General features: G+C 41.3%; 13 protein-coding genes. 5 read left to right on the forward strand and 8 right to left on the reverse strand.

The genetic code is table 11. The features are described from left to right. The first annotated feature begins 32 nt into the window (after positions 1-32). Positions 33-1,058, forward strand: coding sequence for a hypothetical protein (locus tag ACMXYO_RS01100; RefSeq protein ID WP_415886597.1), 1,026 nt, complete (start codon positions 33-35; stop codon positions 1,056-1,058). Positions 1,059-1,249: 191 nt separating this feature from the next. Here the strand turns inward: ACMXYO_RS01100 and ACMXYO_RS01105 are convergent, their stop codons facing one another. From ACMXYO_RS01105 to ACMXYO_RS01125, 5 genes are all read right to left on the reverse strand, one after another. Continuing rightward, positions 1,250-2,272 (reverse strand): HNH endonuclease, encoded by a 1,023-nt coding sequence (locus ACMXYO_RS01105; RefSeq protein WP_415886599.1) that lies wholly within the window; start codon positions 2,270-2,272, stop codon positions 1,250-1,252. After that, on the reverse strand, positions 2,259-2,639 hold the full coding sequence (locus ACMXYO_RS01110; RefSeq protein ID WP_415886600.1) for a nucleotide pyrophosphohydrolase: 381 nt from the start codon (positions 2,637-2,639) through the stop codon (positions 2,259-2,261). Before ACMXYO_RS01110 ends, ACMXYO_RS01105 begins: the two co-directional genes overlap by 14 nt. 230 nt (positions 2,640-2,869) lie before the next feature. After that, positions 2,870-3,295 (reverse strand): hypothetical protein, encoded by a 426-nt coding sequence (locus tag ACMXYO_RS01115; RefSeq protein ID WP_415886601.1) that lies wholly within the window; start codon positions 3,293-3,295, stop codon positions 2,870-2,872. Positions 3,296-3,357: 62 nt separating this feature from the next. Continuing rightward, positions 3,358-3,666, reverse strand: a complete 309-nt coding sequence (locus tag ACMXYO_RS01120) for a hypothetical protein (RefSeq protein ID WP_415886602.1) — start codon at positions 3,664-3,666, stop codon at positions 3,358-3,360. Positions 3,667-3,802: 136 nt separating this feature from the next. Further along, positions 3,803-4,924: a hypothetical protein gene (locus ACMXYO_RS01125; protein WP_415886603.1), complete on the reverse strand. Its 1,122-nt coding sequence runs from the start codon at positions 4,922-4,924 to the stop codon at positions 3,803-3,805. A gap of 121 nt (positions 4,925-5,045) precedes the next feature. Here ACMXYO_RS01125 and ACMXYO_RS01130 point away from each other — a divergent pair, with 121 nt between their 5' ends. From ACMXYO_RS01130 to ACMXYO_RS01140, 3 genes are all read left to right on the forward strand, one after another. Further along, positions 5,046-6,008 (forward strand): site-specific integrase, encoded by a 963-nt coding sequence (locus ACMXYO_RS01130; RefSeq protein ID WP_415886604.1) that lies wholly within the window; start codon positions 5,046-5,048, stop codon positions 6,006-6,008. A gap of 405 nt (positions 6,009-6,413) precedes the next feature. Beyond that, entirely contained in the window at positions 6,414-7,448 is a 1,035-nt protein-coding gene (locus tag ACMXYO_RS01135; protein ID WP_415886605.1) for an HNH endonuclease, read from the forward strand. After that, positions 7,438-8,013 carry a class I SAM-dependent methyltransferase gene (locus ACMXYO_RS01140; RefSeq protein ID WP_415886606.1) on the forward strand — a complete coding sequence of 192 codons (576 nt, stop codon included), beginning with the start codon at positions 7,438-7,440 and terminating at the stop codon, positions 8,011-8,013. Before ACMXYO_RS01135 ends, ACMXYO_RS01140 begins: the two co-directional genes overlap by 11 nt. On the opposite strand, the gene ACMXYO_RS01145 is transcribed toward ACMXYO_RS01140, so the two are convergent. The 3 genes from ACMXYO_RS01145 to ACMXYO_RS01155 all read right to left on the reverse strand — a co-directional run bounded on the left by ACMXYO_RS01145 (position 8,008) and on the right by ACMXYO_RS01155 (position 10,531). Continuing rightward, positions 8,008-8,829 (reverse strand): hypothetical protein, encoded by an 822-nt coding sequence (locus ACMXYO_RS01145; protein ID WP_415886607.1) that lies wholly within the window; start codon positions 8,827-8,829, stop codon positions 8,008-8,010. The two genes, ACMXYO_RS01140 and ACMXYO_RS01145, sit on opposite strands and share 6 nt — an antisense overlap. A gap of 62 nt (positions 8,830-8,891) precedes the next feature. Further along, on the reverse strand, positions 8,892-9,539 hold the full coding sequence (locus ACMXYO_RS01150) for a hypothetical protein (protein ID WP_415886608.1): 648 nt from the start codon (positions 9,537-9,539) through the stop codon (positions 8,892-8,894). A gap of 2 nt (positions 9,540-9,541) precedes the next feature. Then, positions 9,542-10,531 (reverse strand): hypothetical protein, encoded by a 990-nt coding sequence (locus tag ACMXYO_RS01155; protein WP_415886609.1) that lies wholly within the window; start codon positions 10,529-10,531, stop codon positions 9,542-9,544. Positions 10,532-10,776: 245 nt separating this feature from the next. On the opposite strand from ACMXYO_RS01155, the gene ACMXYO_RS01160 reads away from it, so the two are divergent. After that, a complete protein-coding gene (locus tag ACMXYO_RS01160; RefSeq protein WP_415886610.1) occupies positions 10,777-11,646 on the forward strand; it encodes a helix-turn-helix transcriptional regulator in 870 nt (289 codons plus the stop codon). Positions 11,647-11,756 lie beyond the last annotated feature (110 nt).

An 11,756-nucleotide genomic window follows, 5' to 3' on the forward strand; every position in this document is an offset into this window, starting at 1 on the left:
TGGGAAATATGGAATGTTAAGTAGAGTCACATATGGAAGTATATAACGTACCAGATAAGCGAAGGTATTGGGTAGTACGGGCGGATAATTGCAAATACTATGAACACTTCATCAGATATGGGGTTATAGCTCTAGGCCATCTAGATCAACTAAATTTAAGGCCTATTAATAGTCAGATATCTAAACGTTCGTATAAATCGCTAGACTCATCTTTAAAAAAGTTACATGAACACCAGGATATCCCTTCCCGAAGTACTTCTACTCAGTTAAATCAAGCAAAGACCTTTATAAATGATATGAAGGTGGGTGATTGGGTGCTGACTGTTGGACGCTCAGTTATACGGTTCGGGCGAATTATTAGTGACTACAGACTGGATTCGAAACCTCTAGCCATTATTCATGATCATGAAAATGATAGAAAAACAGTTCTGGAATACCAACTAAGACGAAAAGTTTCTTGGGGACCTAGTATCAGGAGAGATAGCTTGCCTTATGGCTTACAAGCGAGCTTGAAGGCAAATCAAACCATTTTCAATATTGATCATAACTGGGAGGCAATTTATCACTCTCTTTATCCTGTCTTTTGTAAGGGGGATACACTCTATCTTTCTGCAAAGATAAATACGGAACAGCGTGTTAAAAACTATGCTGTGTCTACCCTGTTAGGATTTCTTAATGAGTTAGAGGTGATATCAAAAGAGCTTGATAGTGGATTAAAACCTGATGAGTTTGATGATGTATTTAGGAAATATGTTCACAGTGACCAGATTACGATAACAACAAAGGCAGGCTTCCATTCTCCGGGAGAAATTTGGAATGCTGTAGAAGGTAATAGCAAGAAGAGTATGCTTTATCTAGTGCTTGGCTATTCTATGTTGTTTGGAAACCAGACTCTGGGGTTTGATGGGTTAGTGGATTTAGAAACTAGGCAAAAGCTGTGGGATATTGTTATCAAAAGAATGGATGATAAAGACATCAACCAGGTAATAAATAGCCTTCAGCTAACGGCTCCAGATGTTAAAACGAATAGACTGGAATCTTCTGCAAATGATGAATAAGTAGTCAGATAGTTTGGGGCCAAACAGTATTTGCCTGACCAACGGATCCTTAACCCGTTGGTCACTCGCTTGCGAAATGATATGGGGAACCAGTAACCACGCTGCTTCCCCATTATTTTGTCTGTGATACAAATGCTACCTCACGATATGTGGTCACAATTTGATCACATTGGAAGTGATTTCTCTTCTTTTTACTTAGGTGTAAACCAGTCCAATTCTCGGTTTCTGATTTGAAGGGCTTCAGAACTTGGATAATGTGTCTGCTCTGTTGGAAGTTTTATCTTATTCCCATGTAACGAGGAATATTCAGACTCGGTAATGCTGGGATGCAAATGAATTGACCAACTGTCAGGGTCTATTGTGAGTAAGTCTTTGTCAAACAATGAGTGAATGTCGGAACGCAGTAATATACCGTTCTGAACATGATTGGTGTGCTTCCCTTTATAAGGCTGAATATGTGCTGCTTCCAATGTCTGTTCTACTCCATAACCTGTAACAGCACAGTGTCCTTTATATGCCTCTAGAAGTGCTTTCCTGAATTTGGGTTGCCCTTGTCTTTGAGAAATCGATTTAAGGATTTTGTCTCGAGCATCAGTGTGATCAGTTGGATCATAGGATCCCTCAATATCCATGACTACTTCAGTTAATAAGATCTCTGCTTCTGTTTTGGTCGGTAGCCGGATCGATAATGCTTTGTCGAAAAAATGATCGATGCTCCCGTATTCGGTAATGATACGCTCGATTTTCTCTGAGCCAATTTTGGCGAAGCCTCTATATGCTTTATTTAAGTATTCTGAAAATGTACCTGTTTCTATTGGTACTGCTGGGTCAAGTACTTGAGGTGGAGTTAAAAAATACATTAGCTCCCAAGTTTGTCCAGATGGATCAGTGCCCCATATTTTTTTAGCTGCGTCGTTGTTTCTTGTTTTGTAGAGAACTTTAGATATGAAGCGGTAATGGTTGTCGTAAACAGTGAGGACGGTATCGCCGGGTTGTAATTCTTCCCAGTTAGGTACATTCCTTTCACCAGGTACAGCTCCCCATGCAAATAAACCATCGTACTCTTTTTCTATTGATTTAAGAGTTTCCAGCTCTGACGATGTAACTGAATCTTGAATAGTGTTTAGGGCAATCGGATTAGTGATGGAATCACTAAGGTGAGCTCTGGCAGCAGGGTTCCCTGCCGTAAAAATGAAAATATTATTTTTTGTCATCTCGTAGGTACTCCGTGTACTTTTCTGATTTCCCTTTCACTAACTCAACTGGGTACTTAGTTTTATTGATTTCCAGCTTATCATTTGCTGCTGATACAAGATCGATATTGAGCTTATCTGAAAGCCTAATGAGGTACAGAAAAACATCAGCCAATTCTTCACTTACCGCTTTGGATTTTCTGCTATCGAGATTTGCTGATTCAGACTCTGAAAGCCATTGAAAGTGTTCCATTATCTCTGATGCTTCAACTGCGAGCGCCATTGCAAGATTTTTTGGGGAGTGGAATTTATCCCAATCACGCTCTGCCGAGAATAGTCGTAGGGATTCTTTAAGTTCATCAAGTTCTGAAACTACATTTGTTTTCATCTTGAAGCCTTTTTCAAGTGGATCTGGAAAAAGTATCACAGAGGTGGGTATTGTGCATCTGAGGCTATATTTTGGTTTAACAGTTGGCTTGATAACCCGTTGGTCGGGGAAACAGATATAAAGAAGGGGAGCCAGTAATGACGCTGGTTCCCCTTTAATCTTGTTGCATCGAACATAGTGTTTCGATTGCTATCGGCACAATATGATCACATTGGAGATGAAACAATCTCTCAATGTTTGGAAAAAGACTTCATTCCTGCCAGCCACTTATCAAGGGCTGATTTGGTATAGTAGACTTTTCTACCCACTGTGTGGCATTCAAGCTCACCAAGCCGTTCTGCATTACCTCTTGGTTCTTTCCCTAAAATCAGGACTGCTACACTATCGTTCTGTTTACGACGATTCTCTTTCAATACTGTATGCCAGTCTTTTTCAGGATCGCAAGCCTGACATAGGCAATAAGTTGCAGCACCGGTTGTATTAAACCACTCCTCACTACGGATTGATGTTTCATCTTGTAACAGTTTCACCTTTTCTTTGGGTAGTAATGCAATTTTCCATGCATGCTCTTTTGCGAATCGCTTAAATTCGCGAGGAGTTGAATGGGAAAGTGTGGGGATAATCATTTTTGAGGTTAATTCGCGCATTGTTGGCATAATAATTTCTCTGAAAAAATGTTAGCTACTACCCATTAGGTGGGTAGTAGCGGGAATTTTGTTTATTGAAAAGTGCTTGGCGTGTGCCCATTTCTGATGAGTTCATCAACATGGGCGTTTAGGATGGTTTTTGCTTTTGAGTGATGCTCAGGCTTGAGCCTGAATGATGTGACTTCTCTTAAAAGCCCGGAACTACTTTCAGTGAGTAAGTCGAATTCTTCTATTTCGAGCCCGGTTATTTCTTCTAGCTGTTCGATTACTTCAAATGGGCAAATAAAACTGTAACCATCGACATGATGATCGAAGTTTTCTGTGATACCTGCAGAGTTAACAAGTGCTGTTAGGACTTTCGTTTGCTGAATGTTTAGCATGTTTCTACCTTTCATCAGTTAAGGCCAAGAGGCCGGTTTATGAATGGAGAGCATGTTATTCATAGCAGCTTGTTAGGTAATCCAATCCTCCGTGTAATTTGCAAAACAAGCTTTTTGCAAATTTAAGGAAAGTTTTTCATTTTTTTGCGTGCTTTCTGTACAGATTTGGTATCAGGTTTTTGAAGCCACTAGTTCCAGATAGTTCTTTATCTAATTTCAATCGCTTAATGACCTCACTCTGGATTATGCCGGTTTCGAGTTTGCCTGTTGATTTGATGTATTTTTTCCCGTCATCCGCTCGGCATTTATCGATTATGAGTGCAAGCAGCCCTGCAATAAGAAGGTCTTTTGTATCGCCTTTTTTGTCCTGGTCGCAATCTTTTAACCAATAAATTTCATCATTGAGTTTGGCTATTTCTTGTTCTTGGGACTCTAGCGCATGAATAAGCTCCTCAGGGTTTGAATGATACTTGCTACGAATTAACTCCAGCAGTTCAACTGAAAACAGAGAGGAGGTTGAGGCCGTTATTTTCTCAAATAGAAGGGGGGTATCGTCTGCGTTTACATAGATATTGTGCTTGTTTATTTCGACAGGGTTTTGAAATGTGATGTAATTTTCATCATCTTCCCAGACGGTTTGGATTTTTGATGAGCCGGAGTGAAGGATGTCTTCAAGGGCTGTAAAGGGTATCTCAATAAAGCCTGTGAATGGCTCTTCTTTCGCTTCGGAAAGTATATGAGCTCGATTCTTTTGAGCTTTTATTTCTGCTTCTCGTATTATTTTGTTAACCGCTTCAGTACCTATGCTTTCTTTTAAGGCCTCTACCGTGCTTTTACCGGCTGCATTTTTATCATCAGTTTTGCCTTCTTGGCTCTTTTCAAGTTGGCGATTTTTTTCGAAGGCTTTTTCTGAGGCATTGGATAAAGCTCCAGAAACATCAAGTCTTACAGCATGGAAATACTCATGATCTACTCTTCTTACTCTCTGTTCGGCATCTGCCCAAGAGTCGACTTCTAAAACTTTGTTTACAACTCTTGTATAAGTTTGAATTTTAGTTCCTTCAAGATTGGCTCGAAGGAGTGCTTCAAGAACCTCAAAAAATTCTATGCCTAGTTCTTCCTTTAGCTTGAATAAAGGGGAAAATTTCATCTCTCGCGTATGCTTAAGAAACCGCTTTTGAGCTTCAAGAGAAGTGGTATCAGGCAAAAAACTATCTTCGATTTCTGTGGAATCAGTTGAGGGGTTTTGTTCAATCATTATAAGAGCTTAAGTTTGGAAAAATTACAGACAGATGCTTATCAAAAGCCCGACATTTCAATGCCGGCATCCTATGATCGATTCATTTATATCACAGGTTAAGATTTTAATGGGGATGTAAATGGCAACAATCCGGAAGCTGAGAAGCAAGTGGCAAGCTCAAGTTCGAATTAAAGGGCATAAACCACAAGCGAAATCATTCACTCTTAAATCAGATGCAGTTGCATGGGCAAGAGAAATCGAGTCTGAAATTCAGAAGGGCTTGTTCATTGACACCTCTGAAGCCGAACGTATGACCGTTGGAGATGCCATTGAGCGTTTCCTTGAAAGCATCAGTGATCATCGTAAGCAAGCTATAGAGCGTTCTACATCCCGTCCTGTTGTGGCTTCTCTGGGAGCAATTTCACTTTTTAATCTCACTAACCAGCATTTGGCTGAGTTCCGAGACGCACAGCTCAAACAGGTTGGTCCAACAACGGTTGTTCACCGCCTTTCCTTGCTCAGTAAAGTGCTGAAAATTGCTGCCCAAGAATGGAACGTGCCTTTCCCGAAAGGCATACCAACAGTCAGAAAACCGAAACGTCCGAATGGTAGAGATCGTCGATTGTTAGAAGGTGAGTTTGAGCTTCTTCAGGAAGCGTTGTCTGAAACACCGGTTGTTCAAAAAGTCGTTGCCTTTGCAGTTGAAACAGCAATGCGAAGAGGTGAGCTGGTTAAGATCAAATGGGAACATATCGACCTTAAGAATCGGACATTACACATTCCTGAAACGAAGACTGGAGTGCCTCGCGATGTGCCGCTTTCAGGGGCTGCTGTGGAGGTGCTGATGTCGACTAGTAGAGATGGTGATCTTGTCTTTAATATACGCCCAGACAGCGTCTCACAAGCGTTTGATAGAGCTTGCAAACGTGCAGGTATCGAAGGGCTGCGTTTCCACGATCTCAGACACGAAGCCACCAGCCGTTTATTTGAAAAAGGATTGAACACAATGGAAGTGGCTACAATAACAGGACACAAAACTTTGGAGATGTTGAACCGTTACACCCACCTTCGAGCAAGTGATCTGGTCAGCCGGATAGGTTGATTTGGGTTGTCGGATACTGTCTTTAAGTTTGCCTGCCGTTGATGGAATTGACTGTTTTAAACCTGTCCGGATTTCATCACCCCGATTCCACGCTGTCTGCTGCCTATTCTGTCTTTCTATAAGGGTGATTTGTCGAATCCCCTTAAAGGCAGGCGCTTTACCACCTTTCCAGATGTGTTCTTATAGTTGGTTTTGAAATCACCGAAATTCATACAACTTACATACAACATAAAACAACCTGCTGACCTTTCTATAAGGGTAATGCACCAGAGTAATTGTGAGATTGGAACGATCCGGGTCTAACAGGCTCTCCTCTGGTTTAACTATGACAGATGGAACTGAGTTTATTGCTTTGGTGCTGTTCTCAAATCATGTGGTACCCTCCCATTAACACTGGGAGGTGAAATGGAATTCTTTGCATCAGACCCATCATTATCAAGCTACTGGCGATCAATCATTCTGTTTGGTCGTAACTCAGCGTCGTACAAGTTTGCTTTAGCGAAATCACTCATCGAATTGTCTGATCGAAATGGAAGTGATTTGGTAATGCTCGAGCAACTGGCAGAACCCTTTAGTCGTCATCTGTGTGAGCATTTGATTCTTGCCGATAAGCAGGGGAATAGAGCTTCTGGTAAGTTTCTGAATACGTGTAGAGACTTTAATGCTGGTCAGATTTCAAAGGATGAACTGATTGGTCAGACTTCGAAGCTCGGCTTTGTGAATGTCATTGATGCCTTTCATGTTGTTAACACAGAAGATGTACCAGAGCGTTTCTTTATTGATGAGAGAAAGCAGAACGGTGGTATTCGTATAACCGATGCATTACACGTGCTCTTCTCAGAAGATGTGAATCGATCGCTATTGGATGAAACTGAAGCTCGCTGGCGGTTGGTTGAAACTGCTTGGGATCTGAATCTGTCCCGTAATCTGATTAGTGTGGATCATGACCATGAGAGTGGAAGGCTGCTCACTCAAGCGGGCAATCGGCGTGTTGATATAACCAGCAGTCGAGATGCTTTGAATGGGTATCAGAGGGGTAAGTGTCTCTACTGTTTTGATGAGATCTCATTAGGGCCAGGATCAGACAAGCTCGCTGATGTGGATCACTTCCTACCGCATAGACTGAAGCTCACTAAGCAATTTTCTAACCTCGATGGAGTGTGGAATTTGGCTTTGTCCTGCCAGACCTGTAATCGTGGTGAATCAGGTAAGTTTGATCGTCTTCCTTCTCGAACGCTGTTGAAGAGACTTCACAAAAGAAATGAGTACTTGATTACCAGTCATCATCCTTTGAGAGAGACGTTAATCCGGCAAACCGGAATCAATACACAGCAACGTATACAGTTCCTGCAAGACTGTTATGATCGTGCAAGCATGTACCTGAATCCTAACTCTGTTTGGGAACCGGAATTGAAAGGAACACCAATCGATGTCGACTGAATATTATGAGCAGAACGCACAGGATTTTTTCGAAGGAACTGTCGATGTTGATATGTCCGAACTGTATGAGCGTTTCCTGCCATTAGTGCCTGAAGGTGGTTCCATTCTTGATGCTGGATGTGGCTCGGGTCGTGATGCTTTAGCGTTCAAAAAACAGGGCTATAAAGTGACTGCTTTTGATGCGTCTAAAACGCTCTGTAAGCTCGCCTCTGAGCTGCTTGGTCAGACTGTAGATTGTATGCGTTTCAATGAGATGAGCCGGCAGGGAGAGTTTGATGCTGTCTGGGCTTGCGCCTCTCTTCTACATGTGCCCAGAACCGAACTTCCGGACTCAATTTCTGCTTTGATAGGCTCTCTGAAGCCGGGTGGTGTGATGTACTGCTCATTCAAGTTGGGTGATACCGAATGTGAGCGCGACGGACGATTTTTCACTGACATGACAGACAGTAGTTTCAGGTCGTTGATGGGTAATGTTAATCCGGAAGCTGAAGTTGAAACGTGGAATACTAAAGATCAAAGGCCAGATCGTGATGAGAGCTGGCTCAATGCACTTGTTCGATTATAAGTTATTAAGTTCTTTCTGGGCCCTATAGGCTTCATCCCATAATTGGTTCGCTAACTGTTTCAGGCTTTGTGGTGCGTAGTATGGATGTTTGGCTTTGGGCATCACTCTCTTAGCTAAATCCTTGCTCATGTAATCAACAGAACCTGCATCTACCGGTAGCTCTTTAAAGTAATGCCCATTTTTATCTTTTTCATAGCTACAAAGACCAGAGTCTTCATCCAGTTCTAGTGCTTCGTATTCAAAAGTGCCTGGACGTGCCGGATGTTTGAGAATGTAAGTGTGTTGAATCTTCAAGCCAGTGCCTGTGGTATTAGCTCCTTTCTTAAGCAGAGCTTTCAACGTATCGAAATCATCTGGATGGTATGCAATCAGAATGTGGGCATGTAGTCGTTTATTAGCGGTTTTGCCTTTTTCCAACGTAAAGAAAAAAGTCGAATCGTTACTTAGCTGTTTGAGGATATAGGACAACCTATCTGCGTAAGCAGACACAGGACCTTTTTTAGCTTTAGTTAGCTTACCTTCTGTTAGTCGATCAAAGTGAACGGTCGCGAACGCGATTTTGTAATCTGGCTTGTCTTGTTTCCACTGAAGTAAGGCTTTAAACAGGTAACGAAGTTGAAAGCTTAGCTTACGTTTTCCAATAGTAATGGGTCTAAAACGTTTCTTACGGTTAGGTAAAGAAGGTAATGAATCAGTAGAGGGTATATTACTGTTACTAGTATCTACTGGAGAGAGATAATTTCCGGTGATTGTATGCTTATTTAGAGCCCTGAGAATACGTGGATTTGGGACTGTAATTTCGTCTGAATCTGTCATCTGTGTTTTTCGCAAAATGCACCCCGCCAGAAGATGGCAGGGTGTTGGTGAATCTGATCTTTTTATGACGATAGATCTTTAATGTAATTAGCGTAACTGCCAATCACTTGATCGTACATGGTTGTACGTTTTTTAGTGCAGGCAGGGTGATTGGCATTTATGCATATAGTATTTTTGTATTTATGAATTCTGTGAGCCTCGTGTTCCATTTCTGGTAAAACATGTTTTTTCATTATTTTGTAAGTGCCGCCAAATACAATGATGTCTGGAGAGATGATTTCGATCTGTTCTCGAAGATATGATGCATACTTTTCAGCGTTTGAAGAAACTTCTTTTCCTGCTGTTCGTCCACCAGAGGTTTTCTTAATATTAATGAAAGCACATGACAAAAGAGAATTTTTTCTCTCTTTATTTGCGGCTTTATAAGGAGGCGCTTCGGTGGAAATATTTAGAAGCCCAAATCCCCAGCGGCCAATATTGTGAAAGGTGGGCCTTTTCCATAAAGCGCTGTCTTTTCGGTCTGTAACTGCGATATTGATTAGTTTGGTAATACTTTTATTGTATCCATTAGTTTCTTTCAGAATGAACAAGATTTTACGTTCCGCAGCGTTCCAGCCTTCTTGACATATAATGCCATCTTCAACGAAGTGGTCAGATTCAGCCGACACCTCTTCTTTCCACTTTGCTAGTAACTGGTCCATTTTATCCATGATTAGCTTTCCTTAGTTGAGGTGTTGATTACATTTTTCACAAGAACATTTTCAAAATTTGTTCGGAGTATTGTCAGTTTAGGACCAAACAAAGTCGCTTCACCATTGGTGAAACTATATATATCAGACGTTGCGATCAATGACTTATTATCTTTGTAGGCTTGTTCTAAATGGCTGAGGCATTCGTTATAAGCGTGATAGCTAGCAAAAGTAAAATACAGCTCAGCTGAAGCTTGTTCAGCGTCAGAAGCATTTGAAGTTTTGACTCGAACATTAATCTCAAATCCTGTATTTACTGCAGGAATAAGATTTGCTTCATCTACATCGGAGGCTTCTATTTGAGTAATAGTGCACAGAAAAGAAAGGTTGTATGCATTGGGATAAGCTTCCTGAAGGGATTCATGGGAGTTGATATTCTGATCATCAAAGCTAATTCCAGCCGAATCTATATCTTTCTCGATGCGAGCCATCATCATCCGCTTGTTAATGTCGCCAATCATCGCATCGAAAGAACAGTTTCGAGGATATTTTTTACTTTCCTCAGCAAGATCGTATACGGAAATAGCACAATCTAGATGCTTTATATGATTAAGAGTTGCTATCGCTTTTTCACGTCTTGATCCCTCATAAAGAAAAGGCAATGAGGTAATGAGTACCAAGTTCTTACCTGTATTGTTGCATAGGGTGATCAGTGGTTGGATAACTGAGGAGCCGAGCAGTCCTCCTAAGCCGACGAATACAGCGATTTGGTCATATTTTGATACTAGACTAACCAGTTTTTGTTTTGCAGTTTCGGGTAGTTCTGAATCTAGTCTTACAGTTTTAAAATCCTCGTCAGACAGGCCAATAAAAGCTTCTTGGTGAGTACTATCAGTAAAAACACAGCTTCGATTGATGTTTGCCTTTAAGTCAATCTGTAGGCAGTTTCCCGCCTTTAGAATGGCTGATCCGGCCCCGCCTACTCCGATTAACAATGTACTTGGAAGCTCCATTTTCGCCTCTCTTTCTCTTAATGAATGTTTCGCTTGTTTATAAGTTAACTTAACAATGCGACAATTAGTGTCGCATTTGGTTGCTATGTTATGGGTAACTCAATATTCATTGCACATATCAAAGGAGAAAGGGGTTAATGGAGACTGCTCTGAGGCACATCGCTTTACTAAGGATAATTCCCAAAAAGCCTAAAAAAATTAGTCTTGATGGACTTAGGAAGGGCTTAAAAAGTTTAGGGTATGAAGTGAGTGACCGAACAATTCAAAGAGACCTGCAAAAACTCAGTAGGTTTTTTCCATTACTGTCTGATGAGCGGAGTAAACCATATGGTTGGTATTTTGATGAGAGCTTTGATGGTTCTCTGTCAGCAGTTAGCCCTCATGAAGCTTTGACTGATGTTTTGGCGAGCAAGTTTTTACAGAATTACTTACCTCCTCCTATTAAGGCTCAAGTAGATAGAAATGAGAGTCGTGCATTCAATGTTCTGAAAGAATCAACATGTAAGAGTTTGATTGGTTGGCCTGATAAGGTCTCTCACATTCCGAATGGAATACAGCTTCTTGCTCCGGAGATGAAACAGGCTGTTGTGGATAAGCTTTATGATGCTTTGTTTGCTGAGTTGAAAATAGAGATCAATTATAAAGATAGGGAGAAGCAGACAGTAAGCCCATTGGGCATTGTTGTGCGTGATCAGGTGATATATTTGGTGTGCACATTCTGGAGCTATAAAGACTTACGGCATATTGCGATACACAGGATTCAAAGTATCAACCTCCTTGATGATCAGGTTCAGTATCCAGAAAACTTTGACTTAGAAAAGTACATAGCTGAGGGTGGATTTACATATCCTCAGAATGCTGGTCGTGTATCAGTTGAATTAGAGTTTATGGATGAAGCGGGTAACCATTTAATTGAAACTCCATTGTCTGAAGATCAAGTAATAACAGAGATAGAGGAAAACCATCTACGTGTCACTGCTACGGTCGAAGACACTAAGGAGCTTAGGTGGTGGCTTCTGGGCTTTGGACAGTATGTAGAAGTTATATCACCTCCTTCATTACGGGATGAAATGTGTCAGAAAGCAAAACAGATGTATGCCAATTACTGCAAGTGATGGTAAATGACGCCACCCTCTGGTCACAGTGCCGCACGATCAATCACTGTAACCGCTCTTCCTCCGGATTTCAGTGTGAGCACCTAACCATGATGAGGTCTGGAGATCAT

Origin of the sequence: Neptuniibacter sp. QD37_6, from assembly GCF_047778085.1 — a bacterium.
Classification (GTDB): domain Bacteria; phylum Pseudomonadota; class Gammaproteobacteria; order Pseudomonadales; family Balneatricaceae; genus Neptuniibacter.

Coding starts and splice junctions, on each gene's coding strand:
- ACMXYO_RS01155 (WP_415886609.1), bottom strand. CDS start 10,531: ATGGAGCTTCCAAGTACATTGTTAATCGGAGTAGGCGGGGCCGGATCA.
- ACMXYO_RS01130 (WP_415886604.1), top strand. CDS start 5,046: ATGGCAACAATCCGGAAGCTGAGAAGCAAGTGGCAAGCTCAAGTTCGA.
- ACMXYO_RS01135 (WP_415886605.1), top strand. CDS start 6,414: ATGGAATTCTTTGCATCAGACCCATCATTATCAAGCTACTGGCGATCA.
- ACMXYO_RS01125 (WP_415886603.1), bottom strand. CDS start 4,924: ATGATTGAACAAAACCCCTCAACTGATTCCACAGAAATCGAAGATAGT.
- ACMXYO_RS01140 (WP_415886606.1), top strand. CDS start 7,438: ATGTCGACTGAATATTATGAGCAGAACGCACAGGATTTTTTCGAAGGA.
- ACMXYO_RS01145 (WP_415886607.1), bottom strand. CDS start 8,829: ATGACAGATTCAGACGAAATTACAGTCCCAAATCCACGTATTCTCAGG.
- ACMXYO_RS01150 (WP_415886608.1), bottom strand. CDS start 9,539: ATGGATAAAATGGACCAGTTACTAGCAAAGTGGAAAGAAGAGGTGTCG.
- ACMXYO_RS01105 (WP_415886599.1), bottom strand. CDS start 2,272: ATGACAAAAAATAATATTTTCATTTTTACGGCAGGGAACCCTGCTGCC.
- ACMXYO_RS01110 (WP_415886600.1), bottom strand. CDS start 2,639: ATGAAAACAAATGTAGTTTCAGAACTTGATGAACTTAAAGAATCCCTA.
- ACMXYO_RS01100 (WP_415886597.1), top strand. CDS start 33: ATGGAAGTATATAACGTACCAGATAAGCGAAGGTATTGGGTAGTACGG.
- ACMXYO_RS01120 (WP_415886602.1), bottom strand. CDS start 3,666: ATGCTAAACATTCAGCAAACGAAAGTCCTAACAGCACTTGTTAACTCT.
- ACMXYO_RS01115 (WP_415886601.1), bottom strand. CDS start 3,295: ATGCCAACAATGCGCGAATTAACCTCAAAAATGATTATCCCCACACTT.